We start from the raw sequence: 24732 nt of genomic DNA, 5'->3' as shown, positions 1-24732 counted from the left end.
ATATTAGGGGCCGAAGTGCTGAATGTTTTTACTTTTTGCTTTTATTGTATTGATGTTATGCTAAGTGAAGATCTAATGCTATGTATCTTTATTTTTACCCTTTAAATATAATATTTATGAAAAAAACATTGAAATGCTATTTCGTGTTTCTGTTTTTCTTCCTGACATTTTCTGTATTCGGACTTGAAAACAATGCGCGGAAAGTAACGCCTGAAATGGTGCGTGAATTTATGGAAAGCCCTTTTCAAAACAAAGTTTGGGGAAAACAATTGGGGCTAATATCTAAGGAGCGGACATCAGTTGCTAAAGTTAATCCTATTAGTAAAATCCCGATGCAAGATGGTAAACTCGCATACGGTTTTCTGGTGTATGACGATATTATAGAAGAATCTGGTTTAGCTTCTTTTGATGTTTCGAATCCTGCTAACGTATCGCTGCTTTTCCCAAATGATAAGTCGGCTTGTGCGGGAGCCTATGCAAACGGTAAATACTATGTTTACACGATGACTGTTACAATGTTCGGTTCTCGTCCTGATAAATTCGTTTCAGTCGATCTGAATACGGGAGCTGTCTCGGAGATAGCCGATTATACTTATATGAGTACCCAGTATCAGGATATGAGTTATGATTACAGTACAAATACGATGTTTGTTATTGCTTTGGATAATACTACTCCTGTTTTGGGAAAAGTAGACCTGGTGAGCGGTGCTTATACGAAAGTGGCTAAAATGAGTGAACCGTTGGCAACTTTGGCTGCTGATTATAGTGGTATGTTGTATGGAATCAATGCAGAAGGATATTTGTGTGCCCTTGACAAGAGTTCAGGTGTGGTTGCCAAAATCGGTGACACGGGATTTGTTCCCCGTTATTTACAGTCGATGGAATTTGATCATACCGATGGGACATTATATTGGGCTGCATGCGATATGCAAGGGAAATCGATGTTTATGAGGATAAATGTTTCTAACGGGGAAGCTGCTCAAATAGGAACTTTAGGAGGGAATAGCGAAGTAGTAGGATTGTATATTCCTTTCACATTACCGGATGATGGAAGTCCTGCCGCGCCTACAGAAATGTCAGTCTTGAGCGGAGAGAACGGTTCGACGACTGCGTCTGTCAGCTGGACAAATCCTTCTAAAACACTGAAGGGAGATGTTCTCTCGGATATTTCAAAAATTGAAATATACAGGAACGGATTGTTGGTACACACTGTGAATTCTCCCGTTGCGGGTGCCCGGGAAAATTGGACCGATGCCAATGCCGTAAACGGCTTTAATATCTATAAAGTCTTGGCAATAAACGGCAAAGGTGCAGGAATGCCTGTGTCCTCGATGAAATTTGTGGGACGTGATATCCCTGCTGCCGTGACAGATATTGTATTGACAAAAGATGGAGTCAATACGGGTAAGTTGAGCTGGAAAGCTCCGGCCGTAGGTTTAAACGGAGGATGGATAGATGTTAATTCTCTGAAATATAATATCACCCGTTATCCCGATGAGGTTGCGGTTGCAGTTAATGTTCCCGGAAATGAATATACCGATAATACGATCAGTACGTTAAAACAATATTATTATACGATAGAAGCGGTCAATGAGGACGGGAAAGGCGGTATCGGGATCTCTAACGTCGTAATGCTGGGGCCTTCCTTAAGTGTTCCTTATACATGCTCTTTTGCAAATAACGATGAGATAAGCCTTTGGACCGTGATTGACGCGAATAAAGATACCTATCCCTGGGAATTTAATACAGGAACAAGTTCTATGTTCTATGATATAGTAGTTACCGGTGCGGAATACTGGGCTGCAATATCCGATGCTGATGATTGGCTGATATCTTCTCCCATAGCATTGGAGAAAGGTATTCCTTATAAGTTAACGTTCGATATGATCGCGTATAAAGGTTTTCCTGAGATATTGAATATAACGATGGGAAAAGGGAATACGGTAGATGACCAAACTATAAAACTGGGAACTATTACTACGGCTTCAATTAGCGATCTCGAGCATTTTATATTAATCATTCCCGAAGTTGAATCAGGGGATTATAATATAGGATTTGAGATTGTTACGCCGACGGGAATCGGGCAGTTCTGTCAATTGACCAATGTTGCCGTAACTGTAAATACAGCGGGTGCAGTAAATGGAAAAATAACGGAAAGTGGCAATGCTGTGGAAAGTGCCAGAGTTGTTTTTCTGCAGGGAGATAATATCGTGGCAGAAGCTATGTCCGATGAGGATGGAAACTTCAGTGTTCCGTATATAGAAGCGGGAACATATAATTACCAGGTTGAGAAGTTAGGTTATCACCTGATAAATAAGGAGGTGACCATCGCAGAGAAAGAGGCATTGGATTTGAACATAGAAATGACAAAACTTGCCGTTTATAAAGTATCGGGACAAATAATAGATGTGAGAGGTGAAGCGGTAGACGGCGCAAAGATCGTTTTGAGCGGCTATCATAGTTATATAGGACATAGCTCATCGGATGGTACATTTGAAATTCCTGATGTATATGAGGCTGCAGGTTATACGATGACAGTATCGAAAGCTCGGCTTGAGTCTTTTTCTCATACAATTGATATAACAGGGGATTATTCGTGCGGTACTATTTCTATGAAAGATAAGATTACCGCACCGGTATGGGCTTTGGCCGAAGTTCAGGATCAAAAGGTAAATATTACTTGGGAAGTTCCGTATAGCGATTATGAATTCCGCTATGATGACGGAACTGTTACCGGTCAGGTTGGTTTGTCGAAAGGCGTTACGGTAAATACGATTATCGGGTCTATACACAAGACTCCCGCTGTTTTGTCTGAAGTAAGTTGGTTTACTACCAGCGAAAGGAGAAATAAGTTAGTCAATGTGTTTATTATGGATCTGGACAAAAACGGAAAACCGACTTCCAAGGTTTTATATTCGGCTATGGATGTTCCGAATACTCCTATGGAATGGTGCAATCATGTTTTACCTGATGCGGTCGATGCTCCTAATGGATTTATGATCGCTTTGAGTGTAGCCGGATACCTTTCGATAGGAATAGATACGGGGACCGATGCGGAATATCCTTTTGTAACAAATACTCATTGTTTTTCTATAGATTATACGACGGGTGAGTATGACTATATAGAAAATAGCAATGTTACGGGAAATCTTATGATACGTGCTAAAGGAACTCCCAAAGAAGAGAATGCGGTTCATATGAAATTTGCGAAAGAGATATTACCGGAATACGGGCTGATGCCTAAATCTCAAAATGGCATATCACTGGAAAAAGGTGTTCTGTCCGCACCGGTAATGACTCGCATGCCTTCTGCTAAATCGGATGTTTTATCTTCCGTTGTTTATAATGTCTGGAAACTGAAAGAAGGAGAAGAAGAGAATCCTGAGCTTTGGGAATTACTTACACCGTCACCGATAAAAGAAAGATATTTAGTAGATAATTCATGGGGGACTACCAACCAGGGAGTATATAAATATGCCGTGAGGGCAGTTTATACAGGGAATTTAAGTTCTGAAGCAACCTATTCCAATACAGTTGCGAAAGATATGTTGACCTCCGTTTGTATAAATACTTCGGTAAATACCGGTCTGAGTGCAGAAGGGGCTATAGTAACTCTTGTCCATAAAGATAATAAACATATTTATACAGCATCGGTGAATACTGATAATAAAGTTTTGTTTGATGGAGTATGGAAAGGTATTTATGATATAAAAATAGAATTAGAGGGATATGAGGTATTTATAAAGAATGACGTTGATTTCTCATCGGCCGCTTCATATAACAGCGATGTTTATGAATTGAAGGAGATTATAACACCTCCCTATGACTTGTCAATACAAGAAACAGGCGAACCTTCAGAGCGATTGTTCTCTTGGAATAAAAATGCGGGTCTATTTGAAGATTTTGAAGGACATACGGATTATGCTGTTAATTCTGCGGGCGATTTGGGATGGAGTTATATCGATGGAGATGAAGGAAGAACTTTTGGTTTCGGTGGAATAGAGTTTCCAGGAATGCTTGAACCTATGGCATACATAGTGTTTAATCCGTCCGCTACCCATGAAGAATTGGAACGTACTATGCCGGCGCATAGCGGTGTCAAATTCCTGGCAAGCTTTGTTTCGAGGACCGGAGCTAATGACGATTATTTGATTTCTCCAGAATTGAACTTTAAAAAGGATTTTATTATTTCATTCTATGCGCAGACGTATAGTGATGATGACGGACTGGAAACCTTCCGCGTAGGGTATTCGTTAACAGGGAAAGCGGCTGAAGATTTTATTTGGCTTACGAATGATGTAGAGGTTCCGGTTGGAGCCTGGACCCAGTTCCGTTACGACATACCTGCGGAAGCCAAATATGTAACGATTAACTGTACTTCTAAAAACCGTTTCATATTTATGGTGGATGATATTTATATAGGACTTGATATCCCGGGGCGGAATGCGCCAGCAAGAGTTCCCGCTATTCCTGTTGAATATGAAGTTTACCTGAATGGAAAGATGATAACTACGACTCAGGAGACAGAATATAAATTTACTGAGTTGGTAAACGGTACATATCAGGCTGGTGTCAGATCGGTATATTCGTCTGCTAAATCGGAAATGGAAACTATTGATTTTGTGGTTTCTACTTTGGGCATGGAATCACCCTTGGAAAATAATATCACTTTGTATCCTAATCCGGTAAAGAATAAACTTCATATTGAGGGGATATACGATCAAGCAGAAATTTTGAGCATTACGGGAACATCTCTTGGAGTATATGATATTTCTCAACCGGTTATTAATGTGGAAAATCTGGACGAGGGTGTATATCTGTTAAAAATAACTCATAAAGGAGGGATTGCCTTGCATAAGTTTGTGGTCAGGAAGTAATGGACGTCAGGTGAATATTTTCTAATAAAAGACGGGGATGTCAACTGCATCCCCGTCTTTATATTTGAAATGAGTGCGAAGTAATTGAATTGTATTATTTTTTATTTTTCTCCTCTCTTAATATGGCAGATGCTTTATGGTCAGATACCATTTCTTTTTTATCAGGTTCTTTCTTTTTTATCTCTTTTTCCTCTATTATTTCGGGGGTACTGATAATTCCGCTTTGTATCAGTTGAATGCTGTCCGACGCGGATAACATTTCCGTTTCCTGCTGCAGCAACGTATCCCGGGGAAGGGCTTTGGTAGGTATTGCCTGTTTTAAAGCTGCCGCGGTTCCTCTTCGGAATGCATTCAGGATGCTTTGTTTCAGGTTGATACGAGTCGTGTCGATAAGGGTTACATAGCTGGGTATGTTCTTTTCTTTGTACTTTGCTTTACCTAAACGGAATTTCATTTTGTCCATAGTCCCCGAAATGTTGATTCCCAGTTTGAACGGGATTGGAGATTTAAGTACCGATATGTGGTAGTTGAATGACATATCCAGTTTGTGTACACCTCCTACGGCTACTTTATAGCGGTCCATCTCCAGTATGAATGGGAACATGTCGAGTTCGTTGTCATGTACCATCATTTCTACCGATACTTTGTCGATGAGGTTGCGTTTCTTGTTCTTGAAATGCAGCATTTTGGATATCTCGGTAAAGGTTTCTCCATCGAGCAATACGAGGTTTTCGCCTTTAATGCGGCATACGGCTTGCAGAGTCGGCAGTTTAAGATTCATCAGAGAGTCCACTTCGGTCGTCGCTGCAATTTGGCAGTTTATTTCTCCTTCCATGGATCTTAGCATAGGCATCAGGGAGTCTACCGAAGGAACGAGTTGAATAAGGCGTTCTACCTGTATGTCGTGCATTTCCAAATCAAATCCTGCCGTAATATCGTTCCGACCGCGGTTGGCGTACAAAGCAGTCATGGACATGCGTCCGGCGTCGGTTTCTGCCGTCAGTTCCTTTAATTGCAAACATCGGTCACGTGCCAGAAGGTCTCCTTTTAACCCGAACAGTTTCAGGTTGGCATATTCTCCGTAGTCCACGTTCAGCCCGATATGCAGATTAATATTTTTCGGTATGACCAGCGCTCGGGAAACCGTATCGGTATTGTTTTCTTCGATGAGAGCCTGTAATTCGGTTTCGTCGGCCGCGTCTTTCATTTGCTGCTGTTTCTCTTCCGAGCTTCCGGCAAAGGACATGCCCGAATTTAAAGCCCGGATAAGTTCGTTGGCATCGAGGGTGTCCGATTTAAGGTCGATATCGATATTCAGTGCTCCCCTGTCCAGTAAAACCCTTCTTATGTTGGAGATGTGCCCGTTGAGGGTAAGGTTGGAACGACCGGATTTCAGCGTAGTATTATGGATTCCTACTTCATTCATATCTGCATGGAAATTTACATTTTCCAGTCGGTTCCGTAGTGGAAAATAAGGGGTGACGAATCTTCCCGAGCGGGCTTTTACAGTTGCCTGGATTTGCCATTTCCGGATGAATTCGGCTATCTGCGAGTCGGCTTTCAGGTCCAGATCCGAATCGGCCAGTTCATCCTGTACTATTTTACGTTTGCGGGGATGAGCATGCCGTAATAACGAATCCCGGGGTATCCCCGGGTAGATTTGTTGCAGCGAATCCAGATAATGTGCCAAACGGCTGTTTGTTCCTCTTTTCGGAGTGAGTGTCGCTTCTATGCGAATGCTTCCGTCTGTAAGGGAATAGCGGTCTATCGTACTTCTTGCCATAATTCGTTTAGCCTCTATATCCAGGTCCAGTACCGGAATACGGGCGTTCTCTTTTGACGGTAATATCCGGAGTCCGCAATGTGCTTTCCGGATGCGAATGCGTGTCGAGTCTATTCCTTTCATCTCGAAAGATCCGGCCGATATGGAGCCCGACAGCGGATGTATGCGTGTCGTGTCTTTTTGCAGTCCTTCTGCAGCCGATTGCAACCGTATGCGGGCATCGGAAGTATTTATCATAATTCTTCTTTTATAGAAGAAATAAGCCGTGTCGATACGGGCCGACATACGTAACATCTCAAGTCCTTTTTCGATAGTAGTATCCCGTCTATTTTCGGTTGAACCGAAACGCAGGACACCGTTGTTTACGAAAAGGGCCAGAGAGTCGTTCGGAATCCTGATAAATAGCTTGTTTAAACTTATTTTTCCACGGATGCGTGTATTTCCGATATGTTGTATATTTAGTTGACTTAGAAGAAATTTCCCCCGGGTGTCTAAAGATATCTTTCCTCTGGTTACGATGTTGTCGCGAGGGGGATATAAAGCCGACAGGGTATTCAGGTCTATGTTTCCGGATGCCTGATATTCTACGTCCGGATCTGCCGGAATGTTGTGTACGGAACCATTTGTCTGTAGTGCTATACCTGTTCCTTGTATATCCAGCTTGCGTAGAATAAAATAGGTGGAATCGGGAGATTGCGGAGTGAATTTTAATGAGGCGTCCAGGACGAAATTTTCCAGTTTAAGTTTGGTGTCGCCGTAATATAAGTGTCCTTTCGGGACCCGGCAATCGATAGTAAAGGCAGGGATCGTTCCTTTGTTAAATTCGTAGCTTCCGGTTATAGTCGTTTTCAGATCGACCGACAAGTCGGTATTTATTTTTTGTAGAGCCGGGAGCATTTCTTTGGGGACGAGACGGATGAGACGCGGAACCGATAATTGTCCGGCCCGGCAGACCAGTTGTGATTTTATCTCTTTGCCTCCCATGATAAGTGTACCGTCTAAAGTTACAGGCATGCTGTCTACCGAAAAGGCAAGGTTTCTGAATGTTATTTCTTCGGGCTTTTTCATGCTCCAGTCTATTCCTCCCTGAATTCCCAGGGAAAGGTTCCTGCAGTAAACCAGTTCTCCCATACGTGCAGACAGGGAAGTGAGTATGTCTATCGTATAGGAAGATTTGTTTCCCGTAAAGTCGAATCGTCCCAGGTCTATTTTTGCCCACAAGCTGTCGGGACGGCTTTCATAAATGACTTCTCCCGGTTTCTCTATTATAATTTTTTTAACCTGTATTTCCGGTATAAAAAGAGGAGTGGACGGCGGAACGGTGTCGTTTCCATCCGAAGGAAATATATCCCAGTTGACTTTGCCGCATGAAGAAACAAAGGCATGGATATAGGGCCGGGATATGTGTATGGAATTAATGACCAGTTTATTTTGCAATATTTGGTGCAGATTTACCGAAATATGCAATTTGTCGAACCGAAGTAAAGAATCGCTTCCGTTACTTTCCAGCCGGATGTGATTGCTGTCGTTGTGGAAAGCATGGGAAATGATTTCACCTCCTGCTACGTCCAGCGAGACGGCAGGCCAGTCTTTGAATAAAGATAGTTCTACATGTTCCAGTTTTACCTGTGCATCCAGATATTCATTTGCGCATTTGTTCACTATGGAGGTAAGTCTTGCGGGTGTCAGTATGATATACACGGCAAGTAATACTATGATCAGTAAAGTCAGGATGGCAAAGAGGATTCCAGCCAATATCCTGAGCAAGCGTTTTTTCTTTTTAGGTAATTTGTGTTCTGTCATAATGCGGAAAAATGTATTGGATTACAAAGATAAGTTCCTTTGTTAATATTATCCCGAACCGAAGAAGAAAATTATATATAAGCGAAAAGCGAAGTAATTTTGGTTCTGGCCTCGAATGGAGGGGGTGATAAACTAAAAAACACCTGCGGAAAATCACAAGTGCCATTCGAAAGTGGGCGTTGACGGATTCGAACCGCCGACCCTCTGCTTGTAAGGCAGATGCTCTGAACCAGCTGAGCTAAACGCCCGAAAAGAGGAGTACCGAAATACTCTGAAATATATATAGATTAAAATAAAGAAGTGGGCGTTGACGGATTCGAACCGCCGACCCTCTGCTTGTAAGGCAGATGCTCTGAACCAGCTGAGCTAAACGCCCTCTTTATCAGTTTTCTATGTCCTATATCAATTACCTCGCTCGGTAATTTTTGGAAGTGGGCGTTGACGGATTCGAACCGCCGACCCTCTGCTTGTAAGGCAGATGCTCTGAACCAGCTGAGCTAAACGCCCGAAAGAATCTTTTCGATAAAGCGTTGCAAAGGTAATACTATTTTTTTATCTTCAAAATAAAAAAGCGAAATTTTGTATAAGAATTCCCGTAGGAAACATTATTTTTGTACGAAAATTGAAACGTTTTACAATGGAATTAACCGCATTAACCGCCATTTCTCCTATTGACGGACGTTACCGGAGCAAAGTAGAAGATCTGGCCCCTTATTTTTCCGAATTTGCCTTGATACGCTACCGCGTACGGGTAGAGATCGAATATTTTATCGCATTGTGTGAACTGCCTTTACCCCAGCTGGCAGGAGTGGACGGATCGTTATTTCCTGTATTGCGGGATATCTACAAGAACTTTACCGATGCCGATGCCGAAAAAATCAAGTCGATAGAGTCGATAACCAATCATGATGTGAAGGCTGTCGAATATTTCCTGAAAGAAAAATTTGACGAGTTGCATTTGGAAGCTTATAAAGAGTTCATACACTTCGGGCTTACTTCACAGGATATTAATAATACGGCGGTTCCCCTTTCTATAAAGGAAGCGTTGGAAAATACGTATTATCCTGTATTGGATGAACTTATCGATTTAATAAACCGGTATGCCGAAGAGTGGAAAGATATTCCTATGCTGGCGAAGACACACGGGCAGCCGGCGTCTCCTACGCGCTTGGGGAAGGAGATGAGGGTTTTCGGTTATCGTCTCGAACAGCAGCTGGCACACCTGAAGAGAGTTCCTCTCAGTGGAAAATTCGGTGGGGCTACAGGCAATTTTAATGCGCATCGGTTGGCATATCCTGTTATCGACTGGAGGGAATTTGCCAACAGTTTTTTGAAAAAACGGTTAGGAATCGAGAGGGAAGAGTGGACTACCCAGATATCCAATTATGATAATCTGGCGGATCTTTTCGATGCCCTTCGTCGTATCAATACGATTGTGATGGATCTGGACCGGGATTTCTGGCAATATATTTCTATGGAATATTTTAAGCAGAAGATCAAAGCCGGAGAAATAGGGTCCTCTGCAATGCCTCATAAGGTGAATCCTATAGATTATGAAAATTCCGAAGGAAATCTGGGTATTGCCAATGCGGTTTTCGAGCACCTGTCGGGCAAGTTGCCTATTTCTCGTTTGCAGCGGGATCTTACGGATTCTACGGTACTGCGAAATGTAGGTGTCCCTTTGGCTCATACTCTTATTGCTTTTAAGAGCACGTTGAAAGGTTTGCATAAATTATTATTGAACGAGCCTGCTATTTACAGCGATCTGGATAATATGTGGAATGTGGTAGCCGAAGGTATACAGACTATTTTGCGCCGGGAAGGTTACCCTAAGCCATATGAGACTTTGAAAGAGCTCACTCGTACCAATTCGGTCGTGAATCGCGAATCTATACATGCGTTTATCGAAACATTGAATATATCCGAATCGGTAAAAGAGGAATTGAGAGCTCTGACTCCCCATACTTATACCGGATTTTGAAAGATGCAAATATTAAAGAACGGGTCTGGATGTAAATTCGGGCCCGTTTTTTCTTTATTCCTGAAAATGGAAAGACGGTTATCGACGGGTGCCGGATATTTTATGAGCGATCCGATATTGCTGGGAATTAAACTAATAGCTTTTGCTGAATGAAAAAGTCGGGAAAAAAGGCGGTATGCATTAAACAAATGGGTATTATCTCCGTTTATTTATTGTCAGGATGGCATATTTTTTATTCTTTTTTGCCGGAATTCAAAAAAATATTAGCATCTTTGCAACGAGATAATTATCGAATACTTAGAGTATTAATTTTTTTAAGGTGTAGCCGAGAGGCTATATAAAATAGTAAATTACAATTAAAATTTTTTCCCTATGGAAAGCGAAAAAAAAGTAAGACGACCCCGTATTGGAGAGAACAAGGGTGTCAGCCGTGAAGGTAATACCGGAAGATACGAAAAAATAGAGTATAACAGGAGAGACGACAATGCAGCAGATATGGATGGGAAACCAGATGTGAACTACAATAGCGAACGTCCTTCTTATAACAAGCCCCGCTATAACCAGAATAACTATAACAGTTATAACAACAATAATAACGAAGTTGGGGAACGCAATTATAATACCACCAACCGTCCTTATAACAATAACCGGAATAATAATAGTTATGGTAATAATAACCGTAACGATTATAGCAACAACCGGGGGAATTATAATAAACCACGTTATAATAACGACCGGCCGTACGGTAATACGGAAGGAGGAGAGCGTCCTTATGCCCCCCGTCCTTATAATACTGCCAACCGATCTTCTTATGGAAATAATAATGGCGGTTCCCGTCCTTACAATAACCGGCCGTCCGGAAATAACCGGGGCGGGTATAATAACAACCGCGGAGGATTTAATAACCGTAATGGTTATAATAATAACCGGGGCGGATTTAACAGGAACAATGAACAAACCCGTTTTACTCCGCGTCCCCGCCGCATAGAATATGAACAACCGGAAGTGGATATGAATGCTCCGATCCGTTTGAATAAATATATGGCCAATGCAGGCATATGTTCACGTCGTGAAGCGGACGAATATATACAGCAGGGATTAGTGAAGGTGAACGGCGAGGTCGTTACGGAATTAGGAACCAAGATTACCCGGAATGATATGGTAACTTATCAGGATAAAGTAGTGACGCTGGAAAGTAAAATATATGTTTTATTGAATAAGCCGAAAGACTGTGTGACTACCTCGGACGATCCTCAGGGGCGTCTTACGGTTATGGATATCGTACGGAATGCCTGTACAGAGCGTATATACCCTGTGGGACGCCTTGACAGGAATACGACCGGAGTATTGTTGCTTACTAATGACGGAGACTTGGCTTCCAAGCTTACCCATCCTAAGTTTGTGAAGAAAAAGATATATCATGTATGGACCGATAAGGATGTAAGCGAAGAAGATATGCAGCGTATTGCCGACGGTATAGAGTTGGAAGACGGACCTATACATGCTGATGCGGTAAGTTATGCTACCGACACCGACAAAAATCAGATAGGTATAGAGATCCATTCCGGGCGTAACCGTATCGTCCGCCGTATTTTTGAGGCGATGGGTTATCATGTCGTAAAACTGGATCGTGTGTATTTTGCCGGTCTTACCAAGAAAAATCTGCAACGGGGCCGCTGGCGCTACCTCACGCAACAAGAGGTGAACATGTTGCATATGGGGGCTTTCGAATAATTGAGAAATATTCATCACGCGGTCTCTGCCGGTTCTACGGCAGAGATTGCTGTTATAAAGTGATAAGTAAATTATATAACAATGGAAACAATAAGCAGAACTAAAGTCGTAGATGCGTTTGACGCCGCTCTTTATGGGAAAAAGATTAATGTGAAAGGTTGGGTGCGTACCCGCAGGGGAAATAAACACGTCAATTTCATAGCATTGAACGACGGTTCTACCATTAAGAACATACAGATAGTTGTGGATCTTGAGAAATTCGATGAGGATTTTCTGAGACCTGTTACCACAGGTGCATGCTTAAGCGTGACCGGAACATTGGTTGAATCTCAGGGAAAAGGTCAGCAAGCTGAAATACAGGCCGATGCTATCGAAATATATGGGGGAGCCGATCCTACCGTATATCCTTTGCAGAAAAAAGGTCATACGCTGGAGTTTCTCCGTGAGATCGCTCATTTGCGCCCGCGTACCAATACGTTCGGAGCCGTATTACGTATACGCCACAATATGGCGTATGCTATTCATAAATATTTCAATGACAGGGGATATTTTTATCTGAATACGCCACTGATTACAGCTTCGGATTGTGAAGGAGCCGGAGCAATGTTTCAGGTAACTACTCTGGATATGAACAAATTACCGCGTACCGAGGAAGGTGCTATAGATTATACACAAGATTTCTTCGGAAAACAGGCCAGTCTCACCGTATCGGGCCAGCTCGAAGGCGAACTGGGGGCTATGGCTCTGGGAGCTATTTACACGTTCGGGCCTACTTTCCGTGCGGAAAATTCCAACACTCCCCGTCATTTGGCTGAATTTTGGATGGTCGAACCTGAAGTGGCTTTTAATGAAATAAAAGAAAATATGGATTTGGCGGAGGATTTTCTCAAATACCTTATACAATACGCTTTGGATCATTGTAAGGATGATTTGGAATTCCTTTGCGAAATGTATGATAAAGACCTGATAGACCGTCTTAAATTCATTGTTGAAAACGACTTTGTGCGGTTGCCTTATACCGAGGGTGTGAAGATACTTGAGGAATCCGGCCATAAATTCGAATATCCGGTTTACTGGGGTGCTGATTTGCAGTCGGAACATGAACGTTATCTGGTAGAGGAACATTTCAAAAAACCGGTTATCCTTACCGATTACCCGAAAGAAATTAAAGCTTTCTATATGAAACTTAACGAAGACGGTAAGACTGTAAGGGCCATGGACGTACTTTTTCCGAAGATCGGAGAAATTATAGGCGGTTCCCAGCGTGAGGAAAATTATGATAAGCTGATGGAACGCATTGAAGAGCTTCATATACCTATGAAAGATATGTGGTGGTATTTGGATACACGTCGTTTTGGTTCAGCTCCTCATTCCGGTTTCGGATTGGGCTTCGAACGTCTGGTTCTTTTTGTAACTGGTATGACGAATATCCGCGATGTGATACCTTTCCCGCGTACACCCAAAAATGCCGAGTTCTGATAACCGGCTTATCAGATATAAAAAGACCGGGCTGCATTACTTTTGCAGCCCGGTCTTTTTATTCAGGAATTATAGATTATCATGGCTTGAAGCGGATAAATTTCTTGCCGTCCCAGCTGAATTGTACAGGCTGATCGTTCAGATAGGGTTCCACTTTCTTATACATATCATCCAGCATATATTCATTAGGATGGAAAGAAATACTGAGAGTATCGTTTTCCGGGTCGAATGAATATTGCATCAATATCATGTCGATAACTTCGGCATCGTATTTTTGTTCATCGGAAGATTTTTCCGGTAACGTAATAAAATCGTTAATGTCGGGCAATTCAATGAAATATCTTTGTTCTAAAGCTTTCCAGTTCTGGTCGTAAAAATCGATGCGGCTGTCGCAGGCCGGTCCGCAAACCGTGTTGATGACAGCGATGATATTGGTTGAATCTGCTGCCTGAAATAATTTTATCTGCATGCTGCTGTTATCGGACAGATCGACAGATAGAAAGTTTTCTGTCAGGGCGGTTAGTGTCGCTTTGCCTTTCAGCTTATTTTCTACTTGTGCCTTTTGTCCCGAATGGAACAGGTCTATCATGTCCTTACGGCGGTTTACTTCAACCGACATTAACAGTTCGTCCGGCATAATAGCAAATAGTGTTGCCGCTTTTTCCATCGCTGCCGGCATAACCGGGCAGGCTAACAGGACTGTTATAAATATCAATATATGTCGTTTCATCATTTTTATATACGTTGTATGTTTTTACAAATATACATATTATTGGACCGTACACAAGTGTTGTAGGATATTTTATACTATGTTCGGGTTCCTAAATACAGGAAGAACATTCCCAAAAGCACGAGCAGTAAATCTATCGCTTTATTACGAATATTCTTTTCCCTGAAAATGATAGCTCCACCGATAAAACTGATAATTACATTACTCCGCCGCACCATAGATACGATCGAGATCATGGAATCGGGGAAACTGAGGGCGTAAAAATATATGAAATCTGCAATGACCAGAAAAAAAGAAATAAAGAAAATACTGTATTTCCATCGAAAGGGAGTGCTGTTTTTCCGTTTCGGATACCAGATAAACAGCAGGATAGCACCCATGATAGGTATTTGGTACCAAGTGTACCATACTTGTACGGTCATGCGGTCGATATGCGTCATCAGGTATTTATCATATAGTCCGCTCGCCGCACCGAACAAAGTGGCCAGTACAATAAAGAATATCCATTTGTTGTGTTTGAAATGTATTCCTTCTTTTTTACCGGCAGAAGAAAGAAGAAAGAAAGATATAATGGCGAGAGTTACTCCTATCCATTGATATAGGTTAAGGCGTTCTCCGAATATGAGTAATGCACCCAATAAGGTGAGTATTGGTTGAGATGCCCGTATGGTTCCGGCAATCGTCAGAGGGAGATTTTTGGTGGCAAAATAGGCGAATATCCAGGAGGAAAGGACTATGGCCGATTTGAGGATAATATAGAAATGCGTACTTAAAGGTACATGCGGCACATAAAACATAGTATGTTTTATATATTCAGGGAATCCGTAAGATAATATGATGGCCGGAAGAAATAAAAGGCTGCAAAATACAGTGTTGAGAAACAATACCGGGATTACGGCGTTATTGTTCAGTGCGGTTTTTTTAAATATCTCGTAGATACCCAGCAATAATGCCGATAAAAAAGCAAGCGATAGCCACATGGTGAGGATGAATTGTATAGAGATAAATGAGCATTAAATAAAGTATCCTTTTTTTATTTAGGAGTGCAAAGATACTATTTATCTCTGGAAAAATCTCACGAAAACGGAGAAATGATGATGGCGACACTGCTGTTCAATGACTTATGAAGAAAACCGCAGACAAACTCACCTTGTCAAAAATGCAAGGAAACGCAAGGTTATGAAGCGGAACGGTTGCCAAATTATTACCCGATGATTGGGTGAATTTCTTGGTCGTTAGAGAATGTTTCTATTTTCTGCATTATTTTGCGTAGCGGTGTGTAACTCGTAGATAACTAATTTTGTAACCAAAAATAATTAGATTATGCGAAGTACATTTAAGGTGCTGTTCTACGTGAACGGAAGCAAGGAGAAAAATGGCGTTGTCCCCATTATGGGAAGAGTGACAATCAACGGTTCTGTAGCCCAATTCAGTTGCAAATGTTCTATCCTAAAAGAACTTTGGGATGCAAAGGGCAATCTAGCCAAAGGCAAGAGTAAAGAGGCTCGTGACATTAACCTCTCATTGGATGATATCAAGGCTCAAATCATCAAGCACTATCAGCGCCTGTCGGACAGGAGGCGTATGTTACGGCTGATATGGTCGCAACGCCTATCAGGGCATCGGAACGGAGTATGAAACCCTGCTCGGTGCATTTGATAAGGATAACGAAAGTTTCAAGAAGCGTATCGGTATTGACCGTGCTTTGAGTTCCTATCAGGTCAGAGTAAGGGCAAGAAATCATTTGGCATCCTTCTTCAAGAAGAATCACAAGCGAAATGATATATCTATGCTCGAACTTACTCCCGATTTTATCAAGGAGTATGAAATCTATCTATCAACGGATGCAGGGTTTCATAATGGCAGTATATGGGCTAACTGTATGTGGCTGAAAACGATTGTTTCAAAGGCTCATTACAATGTTCAAACGCCGAGAAACCCATTTGCACAATATAGGGTCAATCAGAATATAAAAGACCGTATATACCTTACGGAAGATGAAATCAAGACTGTAATGACACATGAGTTTGCGAATAGCAAGTTGGCTTATATCCGTGATTTGTTTGTTTTCGCAAGTTTTACTGCCTTGTCGTTTGTGGATATTAAGGAACTGACTACCGATGACATTGTGGATGTGAACGGCGAGAAATGGATATTGTCGAAACGACATAAGACGAAAGTGCCGTTTCAAGTGAAGCTGTTGGATATTCCTATGCAGATTATAAAGCGTTATGAGCCATTCCAGGAGGATAAGTTCATATTCCCCAATCTCAACTATTGGAATATCTGTAAGCCATTGAAAACTATGATAAAAGAGTGCGGAATTACGAAAGACATATCATTCCATTCAAGTCGTCATTCATTCGCTACCCTTGCACAAAGTAAGGGTATGCCGATTGAGAGTGTGAGCAAGATTTTAGGTCATACGAATATTGTTACCACGCAGAAGTATGCTAAAGTAACCACCGAAAAGATTGACAAGGATTTGACGGTATTCGGCAATCAGCTTAATCAATCGTTTAATGGTATTTCAATGGCAATGTAAGAAGAAAATGAGGTAGTAAAAAGATAAAAGTTCATATACTTGAGATAGTAATGAAAATCTTTTATACCTTTTTAGGTATAGAAATAGATTTTGGAGTATAAAGGATGTAACAGCATCAAGGCACTTCAACGAAGATTCAATTACTGTTACAACTGTTGCAATAATTGAATCTTCATAACTATAGTTAACATAAGTTATCCGACAACTACAATACCAGCTTTAAAACTGACAATCAATATCTTGGAGAGGGAATCATATGTTAGTATATATATAATTAATGTAGAGTATCAATGTTCTTCACTATAAGCATTAAATATGTCATCATGGAAGTTATCATTCTTTATAGGCTCTTCCAATATTTCATTTTTAATAATTATTCCCTTCTTTAGAAATATTACATGATTAATATCTCGTAAATTGCTAATTCTATGCGATACAATGATGACTGTTTTGCCATTCTTTGTTTGATTACTTAATAGCTCTTGATATAAATTTCGTTCAGACAATACATCTAAAGCAGAAGATGGTTCATCTAATAATAAAATTGAATGATCCCCATATAGTAATCTCGCAATGGCTATTTTTTGCCATTCACCTCCAGATAGTTGAATGCCATCCTTAAATAGCTTTCCTAGTTGTTGTTGATATTTATTTGGTAAAGAATCTATTAGATTATCGATTCTACTCATATTTGTACAGAATTCAATCTTTGAAAGATCATTAAAATGGTTTAGGTCTCCTAAGCTAATATTTTCTGCAACAGTCATTTCATATTTAATATAGTCTTGAAAAATAGCACCTATTTGTTGAAAATAGTAATTGTTCTCTATGTTCTCTATGTTTTCTCCATTTAAGTATATTTTTCCTTCTGTCGGAGTATACAATTTACAAATAAGCTTGATTATGGTAGTTTTTCCGGACCCATTTAGCCCCATAATAAGCACTCTTTCTCCCTTTTTTATATGAAAACACAAGTCATATACAGCCCAATTATTTTGATTTTCATATTTGTATCCGACATGTGAAAATACAAGTCCATCAGCATTGGTTATACAACAATCCACCTTCGTTGTAATTATTTCTTCCCTTGAATGTAATGAAAAAAAAGAAAAAAAATCATTTAAATATGAAGCACGGTCATTTAGCCATGCAACACTATTAAAGAAAGTATTTATTCTATTCCTTAATGTTAATAATATTCCACTTATATAAGTTAATGTTCCTATTGTAATCAATCCTATTAATACATTATTTATGAATATAAAATAGATATAATAGTAGACAGCGAGATTTATAGTATACAACAATATATTTACTATTAATCGTTTCTTTTGAATACGCAAATTTTCTTCTTGGAATTTCTTTTTCTTTTTGAAGAATAGTTTTGAGAAGAATGAAAGGGATCTCAATAATTTAATTTCTTTATAATATTCATCAGTTGTTAATAAGTCATAATAGTAGTCGGTTTTTCTTCTTTCCGGAATCCATTTTCTTTGAAGTTTATATATATATGAATAGAAATGTGTTTCACTAATAAAAATGATAAACGCTGTTATTATAAAAAATAAAATAGCAATATGATTATATGCGATAATTGCCATAGACAACGAAATTATGGAACACGCACATTCTGTCCCTCCCAATAGTTCATTGATTAATGAACTCCCATCATGAGATTCATTTTTAGCCAAGTAGAGTTTACTTTTTATTTCGGCATTCTCTATTTGCTGTAACGACAACATATTAAATTGCTTAATTATTTTTGTTGATGTATATAGTTCATAATTATAATTTAATTTTTGATTTAGATAAGAAGATATGCGAGATAGTATATTTGAGCATATTACAATTATTGCTTCTATGCCAAGGTATAATATAATTTTATTAAAATCTTTAGAATATACTAACTCGTCAATTATTAATTTACCAACATATAGAGAAATAATAGGAACAAAAATTGATGCTAATCTGATAGCAATATTACCAAGCAAATGATACTTATCAATTCCCCATATATAAGATATAAATCGACAAATATTTTTCCATGACTGGATTTTGAGAAAATGTTTCAATTGTTATAAAATATTTTTGGGATTTATTCTTTCTTCATACAATAGCTCCATTGTCATTGGAATCATTCTATGAAAATATTCACAAAGTGAAGATGGCTGATTCAACGAGCCATTGAAATAAAATGAGTTGCCAGCGCAATGGAATTCACATATATTTCTCCAAACACATTTAGAGCATTTTGATATATTCTCAATTCTATGAGCGTAACACTTTTGTACTACTTTACTATTTTTTAAACTATCTGCTAGATTCGTGATATTAGAAACATGATCAATTACAAATTCTTTATCGTTAGAGATAAATTCATCGCAAGGATACAAATTCCCATCTGCTCCTAAAGCCAACATTCTTCTACCTGCACCACATGGAGATTCTGAACACATATATAGGCTTCGCCAATATACAATCTTCTTCATCAGTTGAATAGACCTCCTTTCTGTTATTAAATTCTTACTATCAGTTTGTTTCGCATTATGATCATTAATGAATAATAATATATCTCTCCTAACCGCAATATTTTCTTCTAAGTTTAATGCAAGATGGTCTTTCCCCTCTTTCCCTCTACCCGCTGGAAAATAATCGAGTACGACAAAGTGGCGTATCCCTATTTCGAATAATCTCTGCATCGTAATTAGGATATCATCCTTATTTTTCTTTGTCATTACAATACTTGCACTTGGTTGATTATTATGTTTAAAAAGGCATTTAATCCCGTCTAATGTTTTATTACATGAAGTCAATCCTCCAGTAAAACATCTAAGGCTATTACTTATCTCATCAATACCATCTATACTGACACCTATACTAATTTTGTGTTTTTTCAAGAATACAGATATTTCATCATTCATTAAAGTTCCGTTTGTCTGTATACTAAATTGAATATCTGGGAATTTATCCAACAATGATATTACATCGTGTTTCATGTCCTTAAAACGTAAAAGTGGCTCTCCCCCATGAAATACAACAGTTATATTTTTCCCATAAGAGTCAGATATCAGTTTTACAGCAGTTTCTATATCTTTATAGTTAAGATTATCATTGAATGTTTCTTCCTTATATGCATAACAATAAGAACATCTTAAATTACAATGATTTGTATATTTTAAGACTAAAAGTCGCGGTGCAACCTCTAAAGATTTATATTTTTCTTCAGCTACAATTTGATCTGTACTACATTTATCATCTAGAAGAATAATTCCAGAATAATACAAAGTTTCTATAATATCTTGAATATTAGCATTAGGAAAAATATTTTTTATATCCATATATGGAATAGGAATTTTACATTTATCAAGAAGCGATAATACTATGTGCCCTCCTATAATCCATGCTCCACTATTAGGTATAACAATTATATTTTTATTATTATATGTTATTATTCTATACGGATTAGATTGAATCAAGGTGTCGTTTCTAAGCAAAGTTGAAAAATCTTCCATTCTTTAATATCTGATAATATAGTTATAAATCTAAAATCAATGTACTTAAAAGAGGCTGCCTCAAATTCAAGACAGCCTTTCTGATACCTTAATCATTGATGATTTTTGGACTTGCATCATGTTTCCGTGACCAATCATCATCAACGGTGTAAACATCATACTGTTCTTCGAGGGTTTCATAAATTCCCTTTCCAACCATTTTACACGAAAATAAATCTTCCATAATAAAATATTGAATAGATTAAGCCCTACTCTGTTTATAGGATTTTCGGGTATCTCCTATCTGTCTCTTTGTAAGAGACGGATTATTCTCAAAAGTTTGTTTATAATCAAGAATTTAGATGTTGCAAATAGGGGATTAAGTAAACATTCTCAAATTATTTTCAGACTATACAAAAGTTTTTTTTGCCAAATATTCTTTGTAATGAAATATTTTTCATAATTTTGCTTTTGTAAGTCCGTCTCTTACAAAGAGATAGCTATAGTCGCTAAACATTTTCTATAGCCCTTTTAATATCAACTCATTTGCTTTATCAATAGCAGAAGTATCCAAAGAAGATAAATAAATCTGAGTTGTTGTTTCTGAATCATGTCCCATTCCCTCACTGATAACCGAAATAGGAATGTTCATGCTTTTGGCTATACTTGCCCATGTATGTCGAGCCACATAGGTTGATAATGGTATCTGCAAGTGAATAATATCTGCTATAAATTTCAGCTTATTATTAACCAAACGAAGAGTATTTTCATACTGCTTTCTTTCATTCACATTGGGGGTTTTTATAATTGGAAGCAGATAGATATTACCCATTGTATCATACTTATCTACAATTTCCTGCATACATTTCTCCCACTTGATGAAAAGTTGCTGTCCTGTCTTTCGGCGACGGTATATGAGTATGCCGTTTGTAAGGTCTTTCTTTTTCAAGTATGCCATATCAATGAACGACATTCCACGAGTGTAGAAAGAAAAGAGAAACATATCTCTTGCAAAGTCGGCTGATTGATTAAGCGACAAATCAATTTCTTTAATCCTTTTGACAACCTTTAACGATACTGCTCTCTTTACAGTCTTGTCAATCCCTGTATATACATGTTTGAACGGAAACTTTTGTTTTGTCAGTTCCTTTTCAACGGCTCTATTATATACGGCTCTCAATATCCGCATATAGAATGAGCTACTATTCTTTGTGATTCCTTTGTTCCGTAAATAAGCCTCGTACATCAACATCATTTCTGAATTGATTTCATCCAACAAAAGGTCTTTATCCTCTCGGAACTGCATGAAACTTTTGAGCGTAGCCCGATAAGTTTCGGATGTGCGATGTTTGCCCATCTGCTTTAACTGGGCTATAATTCCACGCATGAAATTGAATAGGGATTGCTCGTGTGCTTGATTCTGAAAAGAGGAAACAATATCATCAGCCGAATACTTGATTCGCTTATTCTCCAATTGAGATATAATTGATTCCAAACGCTTTATATCCCATTCAATACGTTCTGTGATAGATTGTAGATAGTTATTTCTGTTGTTAGGCAAAACAATAACAATTCCATTTTTCACGTTCCATTCATCCTCAAAGATTCGGTAATCCGTCTTTAACTGACGGATTACATGATTCTGTATGATTTGATAATAGATTACACCTTCCTTGCCTGCGGTTGTAAAAGGTCTAAATTTTACTTTGATACTTGCCATAGGCTCACTTCTTTTGGTTTGTCCGTTTGAATGGGCTTGCCCTTTATGGACTTCGCCTTGTTGTCCAACTCCTTTGCAGCCTGTTCTTTCAGACGTGCCTGCTCTGCAAGGGCTGCTTGCTTCTGAACTGCATCTTCGTATGCTTCTACATTCTCACCCATCTGCTTAATCTTGACATTGTCACGATTCAGTTCAAAGAGGTTTCAAGCTCTCTAATCTATTTTGGCGATGCTTCGCCTTTCATTTTGATGTAGCGGTATTTCAAATCGTTGTCTATGCGGTCATAATCGGGCTGTTTGGCAATATATAATGCTACAGCCAGAACAACAATAAGGGCAAATATTCCACGAAAGCCTTCAAACATGTAAGGAGATTCAATGCTGAAACTATACTTATGATTAACAATATCGGGATTGCTCATTCTGTTCCTTACAGAAGTGGAAAGTGATTCCATCATCTCCGATATTTTCTGCATCGTATCTGTCTCTGCGTTGGCAAATTGCTCCAGCAACTCACTCTGTCTCTTATAATTTTCCTGCTGTTCACTTTTCAAGATGGACAGGGCTTCCATAAACTTGCCCGACATAGAGTTTCTTTCCAACAATTTTGCTGTATCAAACTTAACTGCCGCAAGACCCTCATAAACACGATTGAACGCTGTTTTAACGCTGTTCAAATCCTGTCTTACCTCCTGCAAAGCTGCTTCATTTGCACTGTTATCTACTTCGGTAGTTCCGTTTACCATTTGAGGGGTGGAGAGTCCGTTTACCTTGTCCTCGATTCTCTTCAAGCATCCGAAGATGCTTTCCATGAAATCGTCATTTTTCATATAATTGAATATTTTAAATTGTTATACATTTCAAAATCTGTTGTAGGCAGGGTTATAATCCTCTGCCTTTGCGTTTCTTTTTCTTCATCTGTCTGCGGAGAAGCTCATCATAAGGAATCTGCTCTTCCTGCGGATTGCTCTCAGACGGAGTGAACAAGCCCAAACCTTCTTCAATTAGGTCGTTGCCTGACGGTTTATAGGACTGAATTTGAGATTCCGCTTGCTTTTGTCTTGGCTTTTTAGGCTCAAATTTCGGCTCCATTTCTGGCTTATTCCAACTTAATTGAGCATTGCCCTTACCCATTACATAGCGTATGCAACCGCCGAAAGTCTGCCCCTTCTTAATCTTGCCTATCATCTTGCCCTCCTTTCTTTAGTTTTATAGTCATTCATTATGGACTTGAGTTTCTCAAGCAGTTCCATAATGACATTCTTCGTTCTATAGAATCCCATTTGATGCGACAGTTTGGTAAGCTGATTCAGGTTGTTCGCCATTCCCACAAGGTTACGCATGGTGGTGGCTTCCTCCGTTGAATGCTTGGCTACGACTTGGGCTTCAAATGCGGAATTCCTTATGTACTCGGCAAGTGTTCTGTTGGCTTGCCTGCTTCTGCGGAGAAGTTGCTCATAGTCGGGCTTGGAGAATTTCATCGTTACCGACTTCGTCAGTTTGCGGAGGCTGCTTGCTTTCGGTCTGCCTCTCGCCTTGATTTTTCTTTTATCATCCATGTTGTTTGCTCTTGATAATGATTTTTCTTTTTGCTTTCTGTCCCTCTACAATCTGCGACCATCGGGAGCAGATTGCCTCCACTCTTCGGGAGTGTAGCGAGGTTTTCGGGATGCCCGAAAGATAACCTCGCTACACTGTGAGATAGCTGTTTCTACCATCCCTCCGCATTTGGTGGTTGGGGAGTGATTTTTGCCTGATTGTTAGTAAACATTGTTTTCATACTTTGCTTACATGGTTTCAGAGTTTTCGCCACTGCTCGAAGTCATCGGCATAGATTTCAAGGTGCTGGCGATGTTCTCAATTAGCCCTGACACACTCATCTTCCGTCCTCCGAGCTTGCGGACAAATTCATCCAGCTTATCCCTTACATCGCAACTGACAAAGACGGGTTTTCGGTCATCAATTTTTGGAACTTGCAGGAAGGTATTGCGATACTCTTCCAAAGACATTCTGCGTTGCTTGCTGCTGATGCGGCGTGTAATGCCAGAGGTGTTGCAGCAGGGATATAGGGATGCAAGCCGAATGAAAGGTGGCGGATAAACCAAATCTTTTTTCTGTATGGAGCGCAGTTTACCGTCTGCCCATTTACATTATCCTTCTAAAAATATCCCTCCCATAATAGAAAAGAGAAACAGCATATAAACAGGTTATCCAATCTAAACCTGTCTATATGCTGTTTCTTTTTCGGTTTTTCTCTTTTCCGTCAGTCGCTGGTTTCCGTTGCCGTCTGCATTGTTGAGTACAGACCTGAAAGGGAAAAGGTTTTCGGGTTGAATACTCTTCGCAGAAGGAAGTTTCTGCCCGAAACGGCTTGCCGCTTGACCTTTCAACTTTCAATGAAGGTCTGTACTACCTTCGCAGACGAGCATAGGAAACGAGGGACTGATGCAATCTGGAACAATACCCATTCGGAGAATTGCAACCTAAATAATCCTAATGAGGTAATGAAAACATTGATGGATTTTTGCTCGTTCAGAAAAAAGTTATACCTTTGTGTTCAGATGAGTTATACATCACGCAATTTATGTAA

The 24732-nt window shown here is 39.6% G+C and carries 15 protein-coding genes, 3 tRNA genes and 2 pseudogenes; 5 read left to right on the top strand and 15 right to left on the bottom strand.

Translation table 11 applies throughout. The features are described 5' to 3' along the window. The first annotated feature begins 116 nt into the window (after positions 1–116). The gene (locus OCV73_RS06260; RefSeq protein ID WP_167551219.1) at positions 117–4877 is read left to right on the top strand and encodes a carboxypeptidase regulatory-like domain-containing protein; all 4761 of its coding nucleotides are present in this window, start codon (positions 117–119) and stop codon (positions 4875–4877) included. Between the two features lie 94 nt (positions 4878–4971). Here the strand turns inward: OCV73_RS06260 and OCV73_RS06255 are convergent, their stop codons facing one another. The 4 genes from OCV73_RS06255 to OCV73_RS06240 all read right to left on the bottom strand — a co-directional run bounded on the left by OCV73_RS06255 (position 4972) and on the right by OCV73_RS06240 (position 8970). Further along, entirely contained in the window at positions 4972–8463 is a 3492-nt protein-coding gene (locus tag OCV73_RS06255; RefSeq protein ID WP_147550424.1) for an AsmA-like C-terminal region-containing protein, read from the bottom strand. 173 nt (positions 8464–8636) lie between these two features. Next, positions 8637–8711 (bottom strand) — tRNA-Val (locus OCV73_RS06250). A gap of 53 nt (positions 8712–8764) precedes the next feature. Then, positions 8765–8839: transfer RNA gene (locus OCV73_RS06245), tRNA-Val, on the bottom strand. Between the two features lie 56 nt (positions 8840–8895). Further along, positions 8896–8970: transfer RNA gene (locus OCV73_RS06240), tRNA-Val, on the bottom strand. A gap of 130 nt (positions 8971–9100) precedes the next feature. Between OCV73_RS06240 and purB the strand changes: the two genes are divergently transcribed. From purB to asnS, 3 genes are all read left to right on the top strand, one after another. Continuing rightward, positions 9101–10444 (top strand): adenylosuccinate lyase, encoded by a 1344-nt coding sequence (gene purB / locus OCV73_RS06235; RefSeq protein WP_147550422.1) that lies wholly within the window; start codon positions 9101–9103, stop codon positions 10442–10444. Positions 10445–10816: 372 nt separating this feature from the next. Next, positions 10817–12178, top strand: a complete 1362-nt coding sequence (locus OCV73_RS06230) for a pseudouridine synthase (RefSeq protein ID WP_147550420.1) — start codon at positions 10817–10819, stop codon at positions 12176–12178. Between the two features lie 81 nt (positions 12179–12259). Beyond that, the gene (gene asnS, locus OCV73_RS06225; RefSeq protein WP_147550418.1) at positions 12260–13657 is read left to right on the top strand and encodes an asparagine--tRNA ligase; all 1398 of its coding nucleotides are present in this window, start codon (positions 12260–12262) and stop codon (positions 13655–13657) included. Positions 13658–13736: 79 nt separating this feature from the next. Here asnS and OCV73_RS06220 read toward each other — a convergent pair whose 3' ends face one another. Together OCV73_RS06220 and OCV73_RS06215 are read right to left on the bottom strand one after the other, a co-directional pair. Beyond that, a complete protein-coding gene (locus OCV73_RS06220) occupies positions 13737–14390 on the bottom strand; it encodes a DUF3256 family protein (RefSeq protein ID WP_147550416.1) in 654 nt (217 codons plus the stop codon). Positions 14391–14464: 74 nt separating this feature from the next. Next, entirely contained in the window at positions 14465–15367 is a 903-nt protein-coding gene (locus tag OCV73_RS06215; protein ID WP_147550414.1) for a DMT family transporter, read from the bottom strand. Positions 15368–15707: 340 nt separating this feature from the next. Here OCV73_RS06215 and OCV73_RS06210 point away from each other — a divergent pair. Beyond that, positions 15708–16932: pseudogene (locus OCV73_RS06210) on the top strand (tyrosine-type recombinase/integrase). A 287-nt stretch (positions 16933–17219) separates the two neighbouring features. On the opposite strand, the gene OCV73_RS06205 reads toward OCV73_RS06210, so the two are convergent. The 9 genes and pseudogenes from OCV73_RS06205 to OCV73_RS06165 form a co-directional block, all read right to left on the bottom strand. Further along, entirely contained in the window at positions 17220–19004 is a 1785-nt protein-coding gene (locus OCV73_RS06205) for an ATP-binding cassette domain-containing protein (RefSeq protein ID WP_147550412.1), read from the bottom strand. Positions 19005–19007: 3 nt separating this feature from the next. Further along, on the bottom strand, positions 19008–20444 hold the full coding sequence (locus OCV73_RS06200) for a radical SAM/SPASM domain-containing protein (protein WP_147550410.1): 1437 nt from the start codon (positions 20442–20444) through the stop codon (positions 19008–19010). 88 nt (positions 20445–20532) lie between these two features. Then, the gene (locus OCV73_RS06195; protein ID WP_262512891.1) at positions 20533–20667 is read right to left on the bottom strand and encodes a hypothetical protein; all 135 of its coding nucleotides are present in this window, start codon (positions 20665–20667) and stop codon (positions 20533–20535) included. Between the two features lie 276 nt (positions 20668–20943). After that, complete coding sequence (locus tag OCV73_RS06190; RefSeq protein ID WP_147550408.1) at positions 20944–22143, bottom strand: tyrosine-type recombinase/integrase; 1200 nt, start codon at positions 22141–22143, stop codon at positions 20944–20946. Next, entirely contained in the window at positions 22125–22304 is a 180-nt protein-coding gene (locus OCV73_RS06185; protein WP_262512890.1) for a hypothetical protein, read from the bottom strand. The genes OCV73_RS06190 and OCV73_RS06185 overlap by 19 nt, the downstream gene beginning before the upstream one ends. A 56-nt stretch (positions 22305–22360) precedes the next feature. Further along, positions 22361–22972 (bottom strand): hypothetical protein, encoded by a 612-nt coding sequence (locus OCV73_RS06180; RefSeq protein ID WP_262512889.1) that lies wholly within the window; start codon positions 22970–22972, stop codon positions 22361–22363. Positions 22973–23024: 52 nt separating this feature from the next. Continuing rightward, positions 23025–23330, bottom strand: coding sequence for a hypothetical protein (locus tag OCV73_RS06175; RefSeq protein ID WP_147550407.1), 306 nt, complete (start codon positions 23328–23330; stop codon positions 23025–23027). Next, positions 23327–23701, bottom strand: a complete 375-nt coding sequence (locus OCV73_RS06170; RefSeq protein WP_147550405.1) for a plasmid mobilization protein — start codon at positions 23699–23701, stop codon at positions 23327–23329. The genes OCV73_RS06175 and OCV73_RS06170 overlap by 4 nt, the downstream gene beginning before the upstream one ends. Positions 23702–23939: 238 nt before the next feature. Then, positions 23940–24178, bottom strand: a pseudogene (locus OCV73_RS06165) (DUF3408 domain-containing protein); the annotation flags it as partial. Positions 24179–24732 lie beyond the last annotated feature (554 nt).

The organism is Barnesiella propionica (assembly GCF_025567045.1).
Lineage (GTDB): Bacteria > Bacteroidota > Bacteroidia > Bacteroidales > Barnesiellaceae > Barnesiella_B > Barnesiella_B propionica.
Note: the sequence above shows the minus strand (reverse complement) of the source record. Positions and strands in the feature narration are given on the sequence as shown.